At 60.7% G+C, this 20,326-nt stretch carries 21 protein-coding genes; 8 read left to right on the top strand and 13 right to left on the bottom strand.

Features of this window, described 5'->3' with window-relative positions:
• The first annotated feature begins 122 nt into the window (after positions 1–122).
• Positions 123–761: a hypothetical protein gene (locus tag IPM89_14920; protein QQS54097.1), complete on the top strand. Its 639-nt coding sequence runs from the start codon at positions 123–125 to the stop codon at positions 759–761.
• On the top strand, positions 761–1,402 hold the full coding sequence (locus IPM89_14925) for a DNA-3-methyladenine glycosylase I (GenBank protein ID QQS54098.1): 642 nt from the start codon (positions 761–763) through the stop codon (positions 1,400–1,402). Before IPM89_14920 ends, IPM89_14925 begins: the two co-directional genes overlap by 1 nt.
• Here the strand turns inward: IPM89_14925 and IPM89_14930 are convergent.
• The 3 genes from IPM89_14930 to IPM89_14940 form a co-directional block, all read right to left on the bottom strand.
• A complete protein-coding gene (locus IPM89_14930; GenBank protein QQS54099.1) occupies positions 1,399–2,010 on the bottom strand; it encodes a class I SAM-dependent methyltransferase in 612 nt (203 codons plus the stop codon). The genes IPM89_14925 and IPM89_14930 overlap by 4 nt on opposite strands.
• Positions 2,011–2,267: 257 nt before the next feature.
• Positions 2,268–5,732, bottom strand: coding sequence for a 1,4-alpha-glucan branching protein GlgB (gene glgB / locus IPM89_14935; protein ID QQS54100.1), 3,465 nt, complete (start codon positions 5,730–5,732; stop codon positions 2,268–2,270).
• A gap of 185 nt (positions 5,733–5,917) precedes the next feature.
• Positions 5,918–6,517 carry a Spy/CpxP family protein refolding chaperone gene (locus IPM89_14940; protein ID QQS54101.1) on the bottom strand — a complete coding sequence of 200 codons (600 nt, stop codon included), beginning with the start codon at positions 6,515–6,517 and terminating at the stop codon, positions 5,918–5,920.
• Between IPM89_14940 and IPM89_14945 the strand changes: the two genes are divergently transcribed.
• Positions 6,516–6,722: a hypothetical protein gene (locus IPM89_14945; GenBank protein QQS54102.1), complete on the top strand. Its 207-nt coding sequence runs from the start codon at positions 6,516–6,518 to the stop codon at positions 6,720–6,722. The two genes, IPM89_14940 and IPM89_14945, sit on opposite strands and share 2 nt — an antisense overlap.
• A gap of 50 nt (positions 6,723–6,772) precedes the next feature.
• Positions 6,773–7,093 carry a DUF4102 domain-containing protein gene (locus IPM89_14950; protein ID QQS54103.1) on the top strand — a complete coding sequence of 107 codons (321 nt, stop codon included), beginning with the start codon at positions 6,773–6,775 and terminating at the stop codon, positions 7,091–7,093.
• A gap of 127 nt (positions 7,094–7,220) precedes the next feature.
• Here IPM89_14950 and IPM89_14955 read toward each other — a convergent pair whose 3' ends face one another.
• From IPM89_14955 to IPM89_14975, 5 genes are read right to left on the bottom strand one after another with little or no spacing between them, the layout of a single operon-like run.
• Positions 7,221–7,742, bottom strand: a complete 522-nt coding sequence (locus IPM89_14955; GenBank protein QQS54104.1) for a hydrogenase maturation protease — start codon at positions 7,740–7,742, stop codon at positions 7,221–7,223.
• Between the two features lie 2 nt (positions 7,743–7,744).
• Positions 7,745–9,259: a Ni/Fe hydrogenase subunit alpha gene (locus tag IPM89_14960; GenBank protein ID QQS54105.1), complete on the bottom strand. Its 1,515-nt coding sequence runs from the start codon at positions 9,257–9,259 to the stop codon at positions 7,745–7,747.
• A gap of 12 nt (positions 9,260–9,271) precedes the next feature.
• Positions 9,272–9,811 carry an NADP oxidoreductase gene (locus tag IPM89_14965; GenBank protein ID QQS55956.1) on the bottom strand — a complete coding sequence of 180 codons (540 nt, stop codon included), beginning with the start codon at positions 9,809–9,811 and terminating at the stop codon, positions 9,272–9,274.
• Entirely contained in the window at positions 9,807–10,547 is a 741-nt protein-coding gene (locus IPM89_14970) for a (2Fe-2S)-binding protein (GenBank protein QQS54106.1), read from the bottom strand. Before IPM89_14970 ends, IPM89_14965 begins: the two co-directional genes overlap by 5 nt.
• Positions 10,544–12,361, bottom strand: a complete 1,818-nt coding sequence (locus IPM89_14975; protein ID QQS54107.1) for an NAD(P)H-dependent oxidoreductase subunit E — start codon at positions 12,359–12,361, stop codon at positions 10,544–10,546. Before IPM89_14975 ends, IPM89_14970 begins: the two co-directional genes overlap by 4 nt.
• Positions 12,362–13,122: 761 nt before the next feature.
• Between IPM89_14975 and proV the strand changes: the two genes are divergently transcribed.
• The 4 genes from proV (at position 13,123) to IPM89_14995 (ending at position 17,947) form a co-directional block, all read left to right on the top strand.
• Positions 13,123–14,322, top strand: a complete 1,200-nt coding sequence (gene proV, locus IPM89_14980) for a glycine betaine/L-proline ABC transporter ATP-binding protein ProV (protein QQS54108.1) — start codon at positions 13,123–13,125, stop codon at positions 14,320–14,322.
• Positions 14,319–15,431 (top strand): glycine betaine/L-proline ABC transporter permease ProW, encoded by a 1,113-nt coding sequence (gene proW, locus IPM89_14985; protein QQS54109.1) that lies wholly within the window; start codon positions 14,319–14,321, stop codon positions 15,429–15,431. Before proV ends, proW begins: the two co-directional genes overlap by 4 nt.
• Before the next feature lie 79 nt (positions 15,432–15,510).
• On the top strand, positions 15,511–16,542 hold the full coding sequence (gene proX / locus IPM89_14990) for a glycine betaine/L-proline ABC transporter substrate-binding protein ProX (GenBank protein QQS54110.1): 1,032 nt from the start codon (positions 15,511–15,513) through the stop codon (positions 16,540–16,542).
• A 208-nt stretch (positions 16,543–16,750) separates the two neighbouring features.
• On the top strand, positions 16,751–17,947 hold the full coding sequence (locus IPM89_14995) for a L,D-transpeptidase family protein (protein ID QQS54111.1): 1,197 nt from the start codon (positions 16,751–16,753) through the stop codon (positions 17,945–17,947).
• 60 nt (positions 17,948–18,007) lie between these two features.
• Here IPM89_14995 and IPM89_15000 read toward each other — a convergent pair whose 3' ends face one another.
• The 5 genes from IPM89_15000 to IPM89_15020 all read right to left on the bottom strand — a co-directional run bounded on the left by IPM89_15000 (position 18,008) and on the right by IPM89_15020 (position 20,321).
• On the bottom strand, positions 18,008–18,244 hold the full coding sequence (locus IPM89_15000) for a hypothetical protein (GenBank protein QQS55957.1): 237 nt from the start codon (positions 18,242–18,244) through the stop codon (positions 18,008–18,010).
• Between the two features lie 129 nt (positions 18,245–18,373).
• A complete protein-coding gene (locus IPM89_15005; protein ID QQS55958.1) occupies positions 18,374–18,895 on the bottom strand; it encodes a L,D-transpeptidase in 522 nt (173 codons plus the stop codon).
• 167 nt (positions 18,896–19,062) lie between these two features.
• A complete protein-coding gene (locus tag IPM89_15010) occupies positions 19,063–19,410 on the bottom strand; it encodes a type 1 pili tip component (protein ID QQS54112.1) in 348 nt (115 codons plus the stop codon).
• Positions 19,411–19,442: 32 nt separating this feature from the next.
• The gene (locus IPM89_15015; GenBank protein ID QQS54113.1) at positions 19,443–19,895 is read right to left on the bottom strand and encodes an OsmC family protein; all 453 of its coding nucleotides are present in this window, start codon (positions 19,893–19,895) and stop codon (positions 19,443–19,445) included.
• An 84-nt stretch (positions 19,896–19,979) separates the two neighbouring features.
• Positions 19,980–20,321, bottom strand: a complete 342-nt coding sequence (locus IPM89_15020; protein QQS54114.1) for a hypothetical protein — start codon at positions 20,319–20,321, stop codon at positions 19,980–19,982.
• Positions 20,322–20,326: the final 5 nt, after the last annotated feature.

The raw sequence follows: 20,326 nt of genomic DNA on the forward strand, positions 1-20,326 counted from the left end.
GGAATTTTCGAACCGTCCTTCCCTCACTCATCGCGCCAAAGCGCCGCTTTGCTACACTGAAAGTGTACTCCGCCCCCGCTTGATCCATCCGTTCTCATGCTGACATTTTGCTGGAGTTCCCCATGGCCATCCATCGAGCCCCCGGACCCACTGGCATTTCCGCGCCCGCGCCAGATGTCGCTCCATCCGGTAGCCGCACCGGCTCTCCGCCCGGCGCCCTTGGCCTGGCGGATCGGGCGCGGCCCCATGCGCCGCAACGCCCGCCGAAGTCGGCCACGCAAAAACCGACCGCAAAGCAGCCCGCGTATACCATCCCGCAACTGCTCATGGCGGCGGGCGTCCGCCACGAACCCTACACCAAGGCGCGGGGCGAGCGAATCTTCCTCACCGCCGCCCAGCAGCTGATCGGGACTTATGCCGACTTGAGAAGATTTCGGCAAGCCAGCATCGATTATGCCGGTTGGGAGGCACATCACATCGTTGAAGCGCAGGACCTGGAGCGTCTGAGCGTCCAGCAGCGATTTCCGCCCTACGAGCAACAAATCTGTGTGTTGCTACCCAAGGCCGCCCATGCCCAGCGGATCAACAGCGTCTTGCGGAAAGAGAATCCGAGCCACTTGCAGGCGGCGGCGGACGATTTGAAGGCGGCCTATCGAGACGCCTATTGGCTGATGGGCGATTACTGCGGGGGTGGCGAACGGCGCATTCGCGAGGAACTGGTCAAAATCGCGGACACCGTGTTTCTCTGGGCGGGCTTTTGATGGCGTCCCAAGCCGATGGGTCCGGCTCGCGACCGGCTTCCCCGCCGTATCCAGCCGAGTTCCAAGTTCGCGAACGCTGTGCCTGGTGCGGTACCGATCCGCTGTACCTGGCCTATCACGACCACGAATGGGGCGTGCCGCTCCACGACGACCGGCGGCTGTTCGAGATGCTGGTGCTCGAAGGCGCGCAGGCCGGCCTCAACTGGCTGACCATCCTGCGCAAGCGCGAGGGCTACCGCCGGGCCTTCGAGAACTTCGACCCGGAACGGATCGCCCGCTACGACGACCGGGACACCGCCCGGCTGCTGGCCGACTCCGGCATCGTGCGCAACCGCCTCAAGATCGCGGCGGCGGTTCGCAACGCCCAGAATTTTCTGGCGATTCAGGAACGGCACGGCGGGTTTGGAGCCTTCCTGTGGCGCTATGTCGGTTCCATCCCCAAGCAAAACGGCTGGCGCTCGCTGGCCGAAGTGCCGGCGCGCACGCCGGAGGCGGAAGCGATGAGCCGGGATCTGAAGCGGTTGGGATTCGGGTTCGTCGGGCCGACCATTTGCTATGCCTTCATGCAGGCCACCGGCATGGTCAACGATCACACCACCGACTGCTTTCGCCACCGGGAACTGGGGGGACAGGCCGACTAACCCTTGCGGGCCACCGCCAGGAACACCGGATACTCCCGCGCACCCTCGCCTTGTGGTTTGCGCATCATGTAGCAGGTCTCGAACTGGATCTCGCCAAATCCGGCCCGCGCCAGCCGGTCTCGCAACGCCTCCCGCTCGAAGCCGTGGTGACCGTCGAACCCGGCACCGTGGAAGGAACCGTCCTCGCGATCCAGATCGGCGATGCACAACACCCCATCCGGCCGCAACAGCGCATGGAAATCCCGCAGAATTCGATCCACATCGGACACATGGTGCAGCGTCATCAGGGTGTAGATCAGGTCGTAGCGTTCGGCCGGCAACGGATCGACCGTCAGATCCAGGCGCATCGGCCGCAAGTGATCCGCGCCGCTAGCCGCGATCTTCTCCCGCAACACCGCCAACATCCCCGCCGAACTGTCCGCCAGCGTGATGGAACCCAACTCCCGACTCAGGGCAAAACTTAACAGCCCCGTCCCGCAGCCGTACTCCAGGGCACTCAGATCCGGCGACAACCGAACCCGGTTCCGTATCGCCGCCGCCACCGCGGCCGCTCGCTCCAGCTTGACTGGATCGTTGTCCCACTCTTTGGCTTTTACGTCGAAATCCATCGTTCACTCCTGATCGTGCGTACTGTCCCACGGTCCCGTGATCGGCCAAAAAAAAGCCGGCTAGGCGCCGGCTCAAGAGGATCGAGGGAGAAACTCGAAATACGAATTTATGACCGCGACCGAGCATCATTAGTTTCCACGGCGGGGCTAAATTTCGGCTGGTCCCGAGCGAAAATCGGGTGGAGATCCTTCACAACAAGGGCAGAGGTACCCGACCTCATGCCGACCCGCGAATCCGTCGGGCATCGACCTTAACCTTACTTCAGCACCAGCGGCGCCGGCTTCAGCACCACCGCGCTGAGCGGCGGCAGGTTCAGAACCAGCGAGAAGGCATGACCATGGCTGGAAACCTCTTCGGCCATGATGCGCCCGCCGGGCAGCGTCTCGCCGGAGCCGCCGTACTCGCTAGAGTCACTGTGCGACAACTCCCGATACTCGACCGGGAACGGCACCCCGATCCGATAGTGCTTGCGCGGCTGATCGGAGAAGTTCAGCACGAACACCAGGGTATCGCGCGGGTCGCGGGCCTTGCGCAGGAAAACGAGCACGTTGGTCTCGGCGCCGCCAGCGTCCAGCCATTCGAAGCCGGCGCCACGAAAATCGACCTGATGGTAGGCCGGTTCCCGGCGGTACAGCTGGTTGAGATCGGCCACGAAGCGCTGCAAGCCCTGGTGTGGCGGCTTGCGCAGCAGCCCCCACTCCAACTCGGCGTCGTGATTCCATTCGCTGGGCTGGCCGAATTCCCCGCCCATGAACAACAGCTTCTTGCCGGGATGGCCATACATGAAGGCGTACAGCAGACGCAGGTTGGCGAACTGCTCCCGCTCGGTGCCGGGCATCTTGCCCAGCAGCGATTTTTTCAGATGCACGACTTCATCGTGCGATAGCGACAGGATGAAGTTCTCGTTGAAGGCGTAGACGATGCCGAAGGTCAGCTTGTCGTGGTGATGGCGGCGATGCACCGGCGCCTTTTGCAGGTAGAACAGCACATCGTGCATCCAGCCCATGTTCCATTTGAAGCCGAAACCGAGTCCGCCCTGATCGGTGGGCCGCGACACGTTCGGCCAGGCGGTCGATTCCTCGGCGATCATCATGACGCCTGGATGTTGAGCGTGAACCACCGCGTTGGTGTGCTTGATGAACTCGATGGCTTCCAGATTCTCGTTGCCGCCGTACTTATTGGGAATCCATTCCTTCTTGGAGTAATCCAGATACAGCATCGAGGCCACCGCATCGACCCGCAACCCGTCGAAATGGAAATTTTCCAGACAGTACAGCGCATTGGCGATCAGGAAATTTTCGATCTCGTGGCGACCGTAGTTGAAGATCAGCGTGCCCCAGTCCGGATGCTCGCCCTGGCGGGGGTCGGCGTGTTCGTATAGATGCGTGCCGTCGAACCAGGCCATGGCATGGGCATCCTTGGGGAAATGCGCCGGTACCCAGTCGAGAATCACCCCGATGTTGTTTTGGTGGCAGCGGTCGATCAACTCCATCAGATCGTCCGGCTTGCCGAAGCGCGCGGTCGGCGCGTAGAAGTTGGAAATCTGATACCCCCAGGACGGACCGTAGGGATGCTCGGCCAGCGGCAGGAATTCGATGTGGGTGAACCCCATTTCCAGCACATAGGGAATCAACTGCTCGGCCAGTTCCCGGTAGGACAGGAAGCTGCCGTCCGGCCGGTGCCGCCACGAACCGGCGTGGACCTCGTAAATGGCCACCGGCCGTTCCCAGGCTTTGGCGCCCGCCCGCCGTTGCATCCACTCGCCATCGCGCCACTGATGCTTGCCGGCCGGATCGTAGACCACGCTGGCGGTGCCAGGTGGCGTCTCGGTGTGGAAGGCATAGGGGTCGGTTTTCAGAAACAGAGGACCCTTGCGGGGCAGAATCTCGAACTTGTACAGATCGCCTTCGCCCAGACCGGGCACGAACAACTCCCAGATCCCCGAACCCGGCCGCAGGCGCATCGGGTGGCGGCGGCCATCCCACTCATTGAAGGTGCCGACCACGCCAACCCGCCGGGCATTGGGCGCCCAGACCGCGAAGTTGACCCCGGAAACACCCTTAACCATCTGGATGTGCGCGCCGAATTTTTCAAAAATCCGGTAGTGATTGCCCTCGGCGAACAGGTGGCAGTCCTGGTCGCCGAAGATCGAGAACCTAAAGGCATAGGGGTCCTCGAAAGTCCAGGTCCGGCCGTGCTCGGTCGCGCTCAGTCGATAGCGCAGCGACTCCGGCTGGCCGATGACCCGCGTTTCGCACAAACCGCCGCCGTGGACCCAGTGCAGCGGGTACAACATCCGTGGCTGGTTTTCGCACAGCAGGAAGGGGGCTTCCGCATCCGGCAACAGAGCGCGCACCACGCTCAGGCCGGGTTCCTCCGGCAGCGGATGCGGTCCCAGCAGGGCGTGAGGATCGGTGGAAGACCCCTCGATCAGCTCGGCGCATTCCGCCGCCGTTAGGGTGGGGTGCGGCTGCTCCTCTCGCAACAGGAAGCGCAATCCATCCACCTCGGCCTGTTCTTGCAGCCGCGCGGCGAAGGTGCGGACGTCGGTCCGCAGCGCATCGACATGGTAAACCTGGCGCCAGAACAGCGCGTTGGCCCACAGGAAATTACGGACCTCGGGCCGCTCCAGGTCGAACCCCAGCATTCCTTCGGCGTCGTCGCGGTCGTAAATCCGTGTGCCGTCGAACCAGCTCAGTTCCTGCCCCTCAAGCGGCAGTAGCGGTGGAATCCAGTCGAGGATCACCCCGATATCCCGCTGGTGACAGGCATCGACGAAAGCCATCAATTCTTCGGGCTGACCATGACGGGGGTTGGGGGTGTAATAGCTGGCCACCGTCTCATCGTCGGCCCAAAACGCCAGTTCGACATGACTGAAACCCCGTTCCGACAGCCAGGGCAGGACGATCTCCCCGAGCTGGCCATAGGTGGCGACCTGTCCGGGGCCAACGGCGGCGGACTCGCTCAGCGTGACCCGGTGAATGGCGACCGGCATCTCCCAGCCGGGTGTCTCCATGGCCCGCGCCATCCAGGGGGCATCGCTCCAGTCGTGGCAACGTTGCCAGTCGTATACGAAAGCGGCGGTTTTGGGATAGGCCTCGGTATGGAAGGCCAGCGGGTCGGTCTTGAGAAACACCGCGCCTTCGGCGTTGCGAATTTCGTACTTGTACAACTCGCCCAAGCCGAGATCCGGCACGAACAGTTCCCACACTCCGGATTCGTGCCGCTCCAGCGGATGGCGGCGACCATCCCATTCATTGAAGGTGCCGACCACGCTGACCCGGCTGGCGTGGGGTGCCCAGACCGTGAAGTTGACCCCCATGACGCCTTCCTTCACTCGCAGGTGCGAGCCCAGTTTGGCGAACAGGTTTTCCAGCGTTCCCGCTCGCAGCGCCTGGCCGTCGGCGTGGGTGAAGGAGGGTTCGTGAATGGCGTAGGGGTCGTGGAAGGTGGAGGACTGGCCGGCGGCGTCGATGGCGAGGAGTCGGTACTCCAGCGCCCTGACCCCCGGAATCCGGGTCACGAATAATCCATCCGGATGCGCGCGCTGCATTTCCCGCCGGACGGAGCCATCCGCCGGTAGCACGTAGGCCCGTTCGGCCCGTGGCAAAAAGGCGCGGATCGTCAGTATTCGTTCCCGTTCGGCGTAATGAGGTCCCAAAATCGAATAGGGAGTGTCATGACGCAACTCAATGATCTTTTGGATGTGTTCTTCCAGCATAGCCCTCGCCTTTTTGGCTGTCCCGCCTTGCCGATTAACATATCAAATTTACGGTTTTAATTCGAATCGCGGCAAGTCTAACGCAGAACGCAAACGAAGGATGTTCGACGGGATTTCACGACGAAAAGGGGCGGCGCCCACGTGGGTGCCGCCCCTTCCAAATCGTTAATGGGATAAGGGAGTTGCTATTCGTCGTCACTATCGGCCGCTTGTCCAGCCGGTGCGTCCGCCGGCTGACCCGGCATCGCCGCCGGTCCCTGCCCGCGTCCCTGCCCGCGTCCCTGCCCACGCCCGCGCCACATCGGCCGCTCGGTGAAGAACTTGTCCATGACCTGTTTCTGGTCGGGGTCGAGGGCCGCATACAGATCGCCGGCGGCCTTGGTCATGGCCTTCATGCCGGCCAACCGTTGTTCCATGCCCTGCACCCGCTCCTCAAAGTGAGCCAGCACGGTGGTTTCCCGGTTCCGCATCTCCTGTCGGATCTTGATCATGGTGGCACGATTCGTGTCCTGGGCGGCGAGGAAGGCTTTCCAGGCGCTCTCCTGCTCCGGCTTGAGCTTGAGCCGCGCCGCCAGCAGTTCCATCCGTTCAGCGTGGTACTGCCGCATCATGGCATAACGGTGACCGGGACTGCCTCCACGCGGGCCGCCACCCATCTGGCAGTCGCCGGAGCCGCCGCCCATCATCGGGCCATGGCCGCCCCAAGGACCGGCAAAAACGGCGGTGGTCAGACCGATACCGGCGACCGTGGCGGCGACCAGCAAACGTTTGCGTAGCGTTTTCATGTTCGAACTCCTCGTTATTGGGTTGCTTCGGGAGCCATTAAACCGCAGTCATGTAACCGGCGTTTTGCCGGAGCGGGATATTTGTAACGGTTTGTATCGCCGAACGGTATTCCCCGGTATTGCTGAAAAGCGCTATGAAGCGAAAAATCAACGGGCTACTGTTTCCACTGATTTCCAGGTATCGCTGAAAATTGCCACCGTGTAGCGCCTTAGGAGGGACCCGTTTTGGATGGCGATAGAACATCGCGCTTTACCATGAAGCGCCTGGAGTCGCTGGAACCCGCGCCCAACCGGTACGAGGTCCGCGACACCGGGCAACCCGGCTTGGCGTTGCGCGTCTATCCGACCGGCCACAAGGCCTATTGCGTGCTGAAAGGCATCGGTCGCCAAGGTCGCCGCATCAAGGTCGGGGACTTCACGGTCATCACCCTGGAAGATACCCGCCACCGCGCCAAGAATCCGCTGGGGAACTGGCCGGTGGTATCAATCCGATCGAAGCCCGCCGCGAAACCCGCGCCCGAGCCGTCAGTTTGCGCGCGACCCTGGCGGATTAGATGTTATACCCATTCTGAATAGGTTTTCGTCATTCCCGCGAATGCGGGAATCCAGGCCACCGCTGAAAAACTGGATACTCGCGTTCCCCGCGTTCGCGAGGACGGGTATGACGAACAGGGTGGTTTTTGGCCTCCGAAAAGAACAAAACCTATCGGGAAACGGTATTACTGCCTCCATCAAGTACCGCAAACTGCTCCCATGCCTTGGCGTCCTGTCGCGTCAACAACTGGCCGGCGAAATCCAACGCCAGCACCAAATTGGCTTCCGCCGCCACACTCAACGCCTCGCCCAGCTCGAAACGCTCGCCGCGAATCGCGAGTTGAAAAGCAGGTGGCGGCGAAGCATGATTAATCTGCTGGTAGACATACAGCACGGCGGTGGGCGACAGGGCATGGCTGGTATAACTGGTGTCGCGCACCGGCTGAATGCGGGAAAATTGAAATGGCGGCGGACAGGAAACGCTGGCGTCCACAAACAATACCAGCGCCCGATTCTCCAGATCGACCGCGTGTTCGATCTGCAACTGAAAATCGGTCAGCAACTCGACATCTTTCCAGTCACTGTGCTGCTCCCGCAATATCGCCAACCGCTCCAGGAACAGCGGCCCCAGTGCATCGTCGCCCCGACTGGGATTGCCGACGGCAAGAATGAGCAAACCAGGATCTCTCAAACTTAGCCCGCTTCCCCAAGGAACACGCCCATTTCGTTTCGGACGGTTCCATCCTCATCCCGTACCAAACGATCCACCACCATCCCGCTCTCTTCTTCCACCCGTTCCACGATCAGCGGCATCCGGCCCAAGGCATGGGTGGCGCAGGACAGGCAGGGATCGTAGGCGCGCACCGCCACTTCGATCTGGTTCAGCAGCGGTTCGGTCAGTTCCTTACCATCCAGATAACGCTCCGCCACTTGGCGGATGGATTCGTTCATCGCCTGGTTATTGTTGGTGGTGGATACGATCAAATTGGCCTTCTCGATCAAGCCATCCTCGTCGATGCGGTAATGGTGGAACAAGGTGCCGCGCGGCGCCTCGATCACACCGATCCCTTCCCGCGCCATCTCGCCGCGCACGACCCGTTCCTCGCCGAAGATATCCGGGTCGAGCAGCAGATCCTTGATCGCCTCGGTGGCGTGCAACAGCTCGATCATTCGCGCCCAGTGGTACGCCAGGGTCATATGGACCGGCTGGCCATCGCCCAGCGCCATGAACTCCCGCCGCTCCTCCTCGGCCAGCGGCGTGGGGATAAAATCGCAATTGTTGATTCGCGCCAGTGGTCCGACTCGATACCAGCCCTGCTCCGGCCCCAGCGAATTGATGAACGGAAACTTCATATAGCTCCACGGCTTCACCTGCTCGCGGAGTACTTGGGAATAGCGCCGGTAATCCAGATGATCGAACAGGATTTCGCCGTGCTCGTTCCGGGCCCGCAAGCCGCCGTGATAGAGATCCAACGCGCCATCGGCACGCACCAAACCGAGGTAATTGGAGTGGATGGTGGCGAAATAGGTGAAATAGCCGGGATTCACCTGGTAGGCCTGCTTGACCAGCTTGAGGATGCCGCGGCCCCACTGGATCATCAGATCAAGATCGGCCAGCAGGTAATTGCGCTCTTGCAGGTTCAGTGCCTTATTGACTCCGCCCGGAATCGCCCCGGTGCCGTGAATGCGCTTGCCGGCGGTGACCCGAATCACCTCCTGGCCGTATTTGCGCAGCCGCACACCCTGGCGGGCGATGTCGGGGTAATCGGCCATCACCCCGCCTACATTGCGATGCGCGGCGGGATCGTCAAAGTCGAACAGAAAATCCGGTGAAGCCAAATGAAAGAAATGCACGGCGTGCGATTGCAGGGTTTGACCGTAATGCATCAGCCGGCGGATTTTATCGGCGGTCGGCGTGAGTTCCCCCACCCCGACCAACTGATCCACCGCCTTGGCCGCCGCCAAGTGGTGGCTGACCGGACAGATACCGCACAGCCGCTGCACCACCACCGGCACTTCCCAGTATGGCCGGCCCTGGATGAATTTCTCGAAGCCGCGAAATTCAACGATGTGCAAGCGCGCCTGACGGATGTGATGTTCCTTGTCGATCAGCAGCGTGACCTTGCCATGCCCCTCGACCCGACTCAGCGGGTCGATGGCGATCCGACACAAATATTCCGGCCGGGCGGCCGTTTCCAGAGTACTCATGGCGCGCCTCGCTCAATCGTAATGGATTTGGGTATAGGACAGCGCGACCGGCTGGCCGGACAGCAACTGGCTGACGAAAGTCCAAATAGTGTCCGCCGAGGGCGGGCAGCCGGGCAGAAAATAGTCGATTTTGACCACCTCATGCACCGGATGCACCTGGTCGAGCAGCAGCGGAATTTCCGGATCGTTGGGAATTTGCGGGTTGACCAGGCCGACCCCACGCAGGTAGGACTCCTCCAGGCAATCCTTGAGCGCGAACTGATTGCGCATCGCTGGAATGCCGCCGTTCAGCGCGCAGGCCCCGATCGCGATCAACATCTTGCAGCGTGCCCGGAACTCCATCAGCACATGGACGTTCTCGGCGTTGCAGACCCCGCCCTCGATCAGACCGATATCGCACTCGCCCAACTCCTTGATATCGGTCAACGGGCTGCGGTCCAGTTCCACCCGCTCGGCCAGATCGAATAATCGCTCGTCCAGATCCAGCAGCGACATGTGGCAACCGAAACAGCCGGCCAGCGAACAGGTAGCGACTTTCAGGCGCGGCTCAATCATGGCGGCGCCCTCCCCGGCTTTCCGGCAATTGCGCCACATCGCCGACCACGCTGATCGGTTTGCGGTCGTACAGCCGCTGGCCGATGGGCGTCTCGTAGCCTCGGTGCTTGATCAGGATCGTTCCGGTCGGACAGACCTGGGCGGCCTTGTCGTGGATGCTGAACTGGGTGGCGCCCAACTGGCCCGAGGGCGTGTTGACCACCAACCGTGCCTGGATGCCGCGCCCCTGCACCGCGAAGACATTTTTACCGTCCACATCGCGGCTGGCTCGCACGCACAGCTCGCACAGGATACAGCGATTGAAGTCGATCACCGCCTCGGGATGGGAGGCGTCCACCGGCCGGCGCGGGTAAAAGTGCGTGTAGTGCGGCGCCAGCATCCCGACGTAATAGGCCACCGCCTGCAACTGGCAGGCTCCGCTCTTCTCGCAGGCCGGGCAGACGTGGTTGCCCTCGACAAACAACATTTGCAGAATGCCACGACGAATTTCGCGCAACTCCTCGGTCTCGCTCTGCACGGTCAGGCCGGCCGCCGCCGGCGTGGTGCATGCTGCCTGCACCCGGCCGTTGACCTTGACCAGACAGACCCGGCAACTGCCGTGCGGGGTGAACTCCGGATTGAAACACAGATGCGGGATGTAGACGCCGGCGTCCAGCGCCGCCGCCATGAGCGTCTGACCGTCCTGAAATGGCACCGGCCGCCCGTCCAGGGTGAAATGCACTTGCTCGCTCATGGCATCGCTCTCAGCAGTAGATCCTGCTCGTTCAAATAGGCCCCTGGATCGCGGCGACCGGTCAGTTGCCGGGCTTCTTCCAGCGCCGCGTTCAAATCGAAGGCCGGTTCGTAGGCGGTGGACCGCAGCCGCCGCTCGTAGGCTTCCGGGAATTCATCCAGACTGTCGAGCACCGGATTGGGGGCAGTCTGGCCCAGCCCGCAATGACAGGCGACCTGCATAATCCGCCCCAGCTTGCGCATCTCCTCCAGATCGAAGCGGGTGCCGTGACCGGTATGCACCTTGGCGACCAGGTCGCGCATCAATGAGGTACCGACCCGACACGGTGTGCAAAACCCGCAGCTTTCGTGGACGAAAAACTGGGTGAAGTTGCGGATGCCGTCGAGGATGTCGCGACTCCGGTTGAACACCATGAACGAACCGCCGGTGGCCAGATCCTCGAAACAGATGCGTCGCCCGAACTGTTGGGCGGAAATCATGTGGCCGGCGGGCCCCGCCATCTGGATGCCTTGGGTGTCCCGCGCGCCGCAATCTTCCAACACCCGCTGCACGGTGACGCCGAACGGGTATTCGTAAATCCCTGGCCGCTCGCAGTCGCCGCTGAGGCTGAGCAGCTTGGTGCCCTTGGATTCGGCGGTGCCGCGGCTGGCGAACCAGTCGCCGCCCTCCACCGCGATCTTGGCGGCGGCGGCGAAGGTTTCGACGTTGTTGACCACGGTCGGCCGGTTCAGGTAGCCGTGGGTGGTCGGAAACGGTGGGCGGATGCGCGGCACGCCATGCTTGCCTTCCAGCGACTCGATCAGCGCCGACTCCTCACCGCAGACGTAGGCCCCGGCGCCGAGATGGATGTCGATATCGAAGTTGAAGCTGGTATCGCCGAGAATGGCTTCGCCCAGCAGTCCCACCTCGCGGCGGCGTTGCAAGGTTGCCCGCAGCGCGTCCAGCAGGTAACGATACTCGCCACGCAGGTAAACGAAGCCCTGACGGGCGCCGATCACCCGGCCGCACAGGGTCATGCCTTCGAACACCAGATCGGCGAAGTCCTGCATCAGCACCCGGTCCTTGAAGGTGCCCGGTTCGCCCTCGTCGGCATTGCAGACCACGTATTTCACTTCGCCGGGAGCATTACGGCAGGCAATCCACTTGGCGGCCGACCGGTAACCGGCGCCGCCCTGACCCCGCAAGCCGGATTTCACCAATTCATCCAGCATCGCCCCCGGACCCCGCCGCAGCGCCGCCCGCAGCGCCGCGCCGTCGGCGAAATGCCGACCCAGTAGCACATCCGCGTGGCGGATGTTGCTAGTCACTTCGAAAAACTCACGCGGCCACTGCTCCAGCGCCGTTCGGCTGTTGAGCAGTTCCACGATCCGGTCCAGTCGGGGCCGGTCGAGCCGGGTCAGCGTGTAGCCGTTCACCAGTGCGGCTGGACCCTGGTCGCACATACCCGTGCAGGAGGTGACGCCGACGCTGACCACCCCGTCGGCGCGGGTCTCGCCGATCTCGATGCCGAGCCGCTCGCACAGGTAATGGAGCAACTCGCGGTTGCCGAGCATCCGGTCGGTGATGTTGTCGCTGAACAGGATGTCGTAGGAACCGCGCGGGTTGGTGTACAGAAAGGAATAAAACTCGGCGACGCCACGCACCTTGTCCGGGGACAGACCCAACTCCTCGGCTACTTGGTCCAGCGCATCGGGCGACAGCCAGGTCAGGCGGTCCTGCACGTCCCGCAATACTTGCAGCAACCGGGTCGGCAACCCGCCGTGGCGCCGCACGATATCGCGGACCATCCGGGCAAACGTCATGGGTTCCGCCATGGACCACCTCCGTCGTTCGTGGCCGATCCAGCACAGCGCATGGATAGCCTGTTTTCAAACCGGTTTTATCCAGATCAATAACATTTACAGGATACTCCAAACCCCATCAAAAAACTTGTTTTCCATGGGGTTGAAAACGATCATTCCCAGTCATGACTGTTGAGAACAGCTCGCCCAGAGCGGAGTCAATGACCACATTGGAGGTGTCTCAAAAGGACGCCGCCGAAGATCCGCCTCAACAATGATCAACCTCCAGAGTCGGCTGGGCGATGCCAGTCACCACGAAACCGCGTCCATCAGTTACAAAGTACTTGGTGGTCGATCATCAACGGTAAAAAAAGCCGCCAAAACCGGCGGCGCCACCTGCGCGCGCGACGCTCCGATGACCGAACCGTCTCCGCTGTCTTTAATAATTTTTACTCTTTAAATCAAAAATATAAATTCAATCGGGCCTTAATATCAGCAAAATTGGTTTGCATGACTTGCTTGAGCGCTGTAAAAATAGAAAAAGAAAAATGTAATTTATTAGTTACTTATTTCGATTTTCCTCATCCCGAACGTTGTTTATCCAACGAATGAACCGCCCACTGGTCCGGGGTCTAGCTGGATCGACCGGATACCGACAAGCCATTGATTACGCTGCCTCTCTGACCCGTTTGATCCCCATTTGGCAGCACCGCGTTTGGACGCGCCGCCGCCGATGATTTTATTGGTCATGAGCAGATATCGATCTCAGCGCAATCGCAAAGCGAATTTCCCCAATGAATGTCAAAATTGCGATCAGAAAGCTTTATAAGGTTTTCGGGGATAATCCCAAAACTGCCCTGCCGCTCTTGGAACAGGGCGTGGACAAGGCGAAAATCTTCGAACGCACTGGCCAAAGTGTCGGTGTCATGAACGCCAGCTTCGATATCCATGAAGGCGAGATTTTCGTCATCATGGGCCTGTCCGGCTCCGGTAAATCCACTCTGGTGCGCTTGCTGAATCGGTTGATCGAGCCCACCTCGGGACAAATCATGGTTGACGGCGAGGACATCGCCGTTTTGCCCGAGGAGGGGTTGCGCAATCTCCGGCGACGCAAGATGAGCATGGTGTTTCAGTCATTCGCGTTGCTGCCGCACATTAACGTCATCGATAACGCCGCTTTCGGGTTGGAACTGTCGGCGGTTCCGCGTGCGACCCGCTACGAACGCGCCTTGGCGGCGCTGGATCAGGTCGGGTTGAAAACCTATGCCGAAAGCTATCCGGACGAACTCTCCGGTGGTATGAAACAGCGGGTCGGATTGGCTCGGGCCTTGGCCAACGATCCCGACATTTTACTGATGGACGAGGCATTCTCCGCCCTCGATCCTCTGATCCGGTCGGAAATGCAGGATCAATTACTGGATCTGCAAACCCAACAAAAGCGCACCATCGTGTTTATTTCCCACGATCTGGATGAAGCCATGCGCATCGGCGATCGCATCGCGATCATGGAAGGCGGGCGGGTCGTGCAGGTGGGGACGCCGGAAGAAATTCTGCGCAACCCCGCCGACGATTACGTCAGTTCGTTCTTCCGGGGCGTGGATACCTCCAAGGTGCTCACCGCTCGCGATGTGGCGCGCACCGAACACGCCACGCTGATTGATCGCGAGGGCACCGGCATCCGCGCCGCCCTGCAACAAATTTCCAGCCGTTTTGAGGATTATGGCTACGTGGTCGGCCCTAACCGGGTGTTTCATGGCGTAGTGTCCGCCGATTCGCTGCGCGCGGCGGGCCGGGGCGAAGGTATCCCGATCAAACAAGCCTTCCTGCCGGATCTTGATCCTATTCCGGTCGATACGCCCCTGAATGAGTTGTTGTGCAGAGTCGCGCAGGCGCCCTGCGGCGTACCGGTGGTCGACGAGAATAAGCGCTACCTGGGAGTGGTTACCAAAGCCAATCTGTTACTGGCGCTAAACGGCGAGGAGGAATTGATATGAGCACCGACAACCCCTGGGCCACGCCGGCTGAATCGACACCTTCTTCAGTACCCTCTACAGCGCCCCCCACAGGAGCAACCGGCGATGCGCCGGCGGCCAACCCCTGGGGCGACGGTGAGTCCGTCTCCTCGCCCGCGCCAGCGAATACGGATTGGCTCACCACGACGTCCGCCCCAGCGGACCCGGCCACATTCGACTGGCTCCATCCCTTCCAGGAAACCTTGATTCCGTTGAATGTTTGGGTGGATCAAGGTCTGGACTGGCTAGTGGACAACTTCCGCCCCGTGTTCCAGGCGATCCGTTGGCCAATCGACGCTATCCTGACCTCCGTTGAATCCACTTTGCTGGCAGCGCCGGCTCTGCTGATCATTCTGATCTTCGTGTTGCTGGCTTGGCAGATGGTCGGACGCCGGTTGGCGGTGGGCACACTGATCTCGCTGGTGATCGTCGGACTGATCGGCGCCTGGTCCGAGGCGATGGTGACCTTGGCCCTGGTGTTGACCTCGGTATTTTTCTGCATATTGGTTGGATTGCCGCTGGGCATCTGGCTGGCTCGCAATGATCGAGCGCTGGCGATCTTTCGCCCAATCCTGGACGCCATGCAGACCACACCGGCTTTCGTGTACCTGGTACCCATCGTCATGCTGTTCGGGATCGGTAATGTCCCCGGTGTGGTGGTGACCATTATCTTTGCGCTGCCGCCACTGATCCGCCTCACTAACCTGGGTATCCGCCAGGTTCCAGCGGATCTGGTGGAGGCCGCCCAGGCGTTCGGCGCCAGTCCACGCCAGTTGCTGTACAAGGTGCAGATTCCCTTGGCGATGCCCAACATCATGGCCGGCGTCAATCAAACCTTGATGCTGGCGCTGTCCATGGTGGTGATCGCCTCGATGATCGCCGTGGGGGGGTTGGGCCAGATGGTGTTACGCGGCATCGGTCGCCTGGACATGGGGTTGGCGACGGTTGGCGGCGTAGGCATCGTATTGCTGGCCATCATCCTCGATCGACTGACGCAATCGTTCGGCGCGGATACCCGCCACCGGGAAGTCCGCCACTGGTATCAACAGGGTCCGGCAGGTCTCGTCTATCGCTTGCTGGGTCGCCATTAACGGCGCGAAACCGCGTCTCCCGTCGGGGTGTCACGGCACCCCTGTCCTTAAATCCTGCTTCGGAAAGAAGGAGAGATGCATGAGATATTTCACGACTGGTTGGATTGGCGCGAAAGGATTCCTTGCCACGCTACTGACGCTATGCCTGTGGTCCGTGGGCAGTCAAGCAGCCGATCTGCCCGGCAAGGGCGTCACCGTGCAACCCTTGCAGAGTTCGATCGCCGAAGAAACCTTCCAGACCCTGCTGGTGGTGAAGGCGCTGGAGCGTCTGGGCTATGAGGTCAAACCGATCAAGGAAGTCGAGTATGCCACCGCGCATGTCGCCATCGGTAACGGCGACGGCACGTTTTTAGCGGATCATTGGGACCCGCTGCATGTGGATTTCTATACCAAGGCCGGCGGCGCCGACAAGATTTACCGGGAAGGCGTTTACTCGCCGGGCGCGCTACAGGGCTATCTGATCGACAAAAAAACCGCCGATCAGTACAAGATCACCCATATTGATCAGCTCAAGGATCCGAAGCTGGCCAAAATATTCGATACCAACGGTGACGGCAAAGCCGACCTGGCCGGTTGCAATCCTGGTTGGGGCTGCGAAAAAGTGATCGAACATCAATTGGATACATTCAAATTGCGGGACACCGTCACCCACAATCAGGGCAGTTACTCGGCGATCATCGCCGACACGATCACCCGCTTCAAGAAAGGCGAGCCGGTGCTGTATTACACCTGGACCCCCTACTGGGTTTCAGGCGTAATGGTTCCCGGCAAGGATGTCGTGTGGCTGCAAGTACCGTTTTCTTCGTTGCCCGGCGAACGCAAGGATGTGGATACGACGTTGCCAAGCGGCCAGAATTACGGTTTCGAGGCCAACAATCAACGGATCATCGCCAACCTGAAGTTTGCACGGGAAAATCCCGCCGCCGCCAAGCTGTTCTCGATCATGGAGATCAGCGCCAACGACATCAGCGCGCAGAACCTGCGGATGCGCGATGGTGAAAAGAGCATGGCCGACATCGAACGCCACACCGATGCCTGGATCAAGGGCCACCAGAAAACCTTCGACGGTTGGATTCAGGAAGCGCTCAAGGCGGCTAAAAGCCAAAGTTGAGTTTTTTATCGTGGGCTAAAAACGGTCTTCCCAGCAAAATGGGAACAGGATGGATCAGGATCGGGTCAAAACGGCAACAGCAAAATCGTGATGCGCTTTCCGCGAGCCGGTTGTCGATCGAACTGTGTGGTCACTATGGCATTACCGCGAAATTGCAGGCACTATTTTTTAATTTTGCCGCCCATATCACCGGAGACGAGACGCTTCCATGCCGAGCCCTTTCCTGAAACGCTTTCACTGGCTGTTGCTGGGGTGGCTGACCGCCAGCACCGCACAGGCGACCGTTTACCCCCTGCCGCCCCCGGACATCGACGTCATCGGTCAGGTCAAGGTCGTCTACGCCACCAAGGAAGACACCCTGATCGATATCGCCCGCCGCTACAGTCTGGGCTACGATGAAATCGTCCATGCCAACCCAGGCGTAGACCGCTGGGCGCCGGGTGTAGGTACTCCGATCGTGCTGCCAACCCGCTATGTCCTGCCCGATACCCCGCGCGATGGGTTGGTGCTCAACATCGCGGAAATGCGGCTGTACTACTATCCAAAAGCCGGTGCCGATGGACAGCAAGTGGTCCTCACTTATCCGGTGAGCATTGGTCGCATGGACTGGAAAACGCCGATGGGCTTGACCAAGATCGTCGCCAAGAACGTCGATCCCGCATGGCGACCGCCGGCTTCGATCAAGGCTGAACACGCCGCCGAAGGCGATTTCCTGCCCGATGTGATCCCCGGCGGCCCGGACAATCCGCTGGGACGCTATGCCATGCGATTGGGCGTGCCCGGCTATCTGATCCATAGCACCAATAAACCCTACGGCATCGGCATGCGGGTCACGCACGGTTGCGTGCGGATGTACCCGGAAGACATCGAACGACTGTTCGGCATGGTGCCGGTCGGAACGCCGGTGCGGTTGGTCGACCAACCGGTCAAAGTCGGTCGTTTCAACGGCGAGTTGTACGTTGAATCGCACGAACCACTGGAAGAAGACAACCTGCCGATCAAGGTCACCTTGGAACAAGCGCAGCGGGCGATCATCGCTAAAATTGGTCCCGATATGCCGGGCGTGGACCCGGCGGCGCTCGAAGCCGCGATCGAACAGGTCAGCGGTATGCCCGTTGCGGTCAGCGCCTTACCGGGTTACGGCCACGCGGCGCCACCGCCGGCCACCGCCTATCCGTCCACATCCACCACCACACCTCCCGGATACCGACCCGCTTACCCTCGTCCCGTAACCGGCTACGCCTACTCGACTCCGGGAATGCCGCCGGCTGGAGATCCACCCGCTTACCGGCCGGCTCCGGTCAATCCAACACCCTACCCAGGCTCCACCGTTCCCAGTACTCGCCCACCGACCGGCGACGTGCCGGGCACCGCAACGCAACCTCGCGCGGCAACCCGGTTTTAGCGGCAATAAAAAAACCCCGCGATCATGGATCGCGGGGTTTTCCGCACCCGGGTGCCTGACTTACTTGTACATCGACTTCTTGAACATGCGGTTGATCTTCTCCTCGGTCGCCATGCTGATGGACTTGGCTTCGCCGGCCATGGACTTGGCTTCGTTGGCGGTATCCATTGCGTTGCGGGCCATGGACTTGGCTTCGTTGGCGTCGTTCTGCACCTTCTGCAGATCGCTGGTGCTGGCGCAGCCAACGGTCAAACCGGCGATCAGGGCCAGGGCGGAAACTTTGGTCAGACTCTTCATGGACATTATCAGCTCCTTACGCATAAAAAAGATTGTTGTGGATGAGAAAGGCGATGAATGGCGGCGAGACTACTGCAAAGTCGATTATATAGGACAGTTATCACACTTGCAGAAATTCCCTTTATACCATCAACGAATTTCGACACGCATCCCGACCTTGACCCACGGTCTGAGCGCATCGATCTGCCCATTATCCAGCGCCACGCAACCGCTGGTCCAGTTGATGCCGGCACTGTGGACACTCGGATCGCCGAATCCGATTCCATGAATACCGATCTGCCCGCCCAGCGGCGTATCCTGTGGCGGCGTGTGACCACTGACCCAGGCGGCGCGGATACGCTCGTAGGTCAACCGGTCGATCCGATGTTCGCGCAAAGCCTGTTCGGCGTAGTCGAGATTGGGATAATCGAGGCCGATGAATTTCTTGAACCGGCTATGATCGTTGATCCAGCCTACCCGAAACACACCGAGCGGCGTCTTATTGTCGCCACGACGAAACTTGAGGCCAGCGCCACTGCTGCCCAGCGCGACTTGGTGGAACACCCGCACCGGTTGTTGGCCCTGCATGATCACCAGATTGTCGGCCTTGGTATCCACCAACAACCAGGGCTCGTTGGGAACCGTCGCATGGCGCGGCGTCAGCGGCGGCATGGGTGGAGGAGTTTGCACTTCGTTCGTGGCACAGCCACCAAGCAACCCCACCAGGATACCAAGAAGAATTATCTGTTTATTAAACAGCCGTATACCCAATGGTCCTTCCCTCCACCAACGATTTCGAAGGGTTGAATATATAAGGCAGGCGAAGCAACAATGCAATATCAATCGCTGCCGCTTTCGCTTTCCTCGGCCAAACGGGCAGCGTGTTGTTTGGCCAGCGTCAGAAAGCGCGGGGTCGGCCCGACATCTTCGTAAATCGGGTCGCCGCACTCATCTTCGGCGATGATTCGCTCGCCCTGCTCGTAAGGCAGTGCCGCCTCAAGGGTATCCAGCGCCGCCGACAACAACTCGGTAATAATTTGCTCCATGGTCTTGCGTGGGTACATGTCCGCCAGAGCAGCGATGCGGGCGGCATCGTGAATCGGCAATCGCACCCGATATTCCCGCGCGGTCAGCTTCGCCACGCCAGTCTTGTCCCATTCCCGCAAAAGCTCCTTGATGTTATCCATGCATGATCACCTTTGCTGAGGCCGGTCAGCCATCAGAAACGGGGCTCCAGAGTAACTGGAGTCAACAGGGAATTGCCGATAAAACAATTTTCCTTGGCCTTGCGGTGCAGTTCCAACAGGACAGCGGGATCGGGAGCGGCGCCACCGAACGTCACCTTGGGCCGCAAGGTCAGCCGGCTGACCATCGTCCTACCCTTTTCGTTCTTGCCGAGTTCGGCCAAGGGCTCGTCCTCGTAGCTGTCCACCACTAGTTTCTTGAGCGCGGCAATGGCCAAAAACGTCAACATGTGACAACTGGACAGCGACGCCAGCAACGCTTCCTCGGGATTGCTCATTTCGGGGTCGCCCGAGTACTCCGGCGCCGATGAACCCTGCACGGTCTGGTGACCACCGGCCAGATGCCAGAGATGGCCACGGTTGAAGGTTTTGTAATCGAAATCGGGCGTCGCGCGCCGCCAATCCAGTTGGATCGAATAAATCGACATGTTCGGTTCCTCAACTAAGAACAGCAGAAAAAATGACCATCATCGTTCCCCTCTCCGCGCTTTCCGGTCCGAGTGGCGCATCGATCAGGGTTCCCGACGACTCCGCGTCAGCGCCTCCAACGCCTCGGGATCACAGGCATCGCCGGCCAGCGCCTGCTCCAAGCGGACGATGCGAGCGCGCAAGCCTTCGTTAAGCGCTTGCTGTCGAGTCAGCGCGGTGCCGTCGATCGCCAGTTGCGGGTTCGGCTGAATGCCGTGCCGGAGGCCGGGTATCGTACCACTCGCCAGCCAGCCGACCACGATGCCACATAGCAGAATCGCCAGCGCCACCACCCCCCAGACCCAGGCGCGCTGGTAGCGAGGGATCGTCGCCTCGGCGGCGTGGATTGTGAACTGCGGGTGTTGCCGCTCGACCTGCTCGCTCATGGGAT

This window comes from Candidatus Competibacteraceae bacterium (assembly GCA_016699715.1).
GTDB lineage: Bacteria > Pseudomonadota > Gammaproteobacteria > Competibacterales > Competibacteraceae > Competibacter.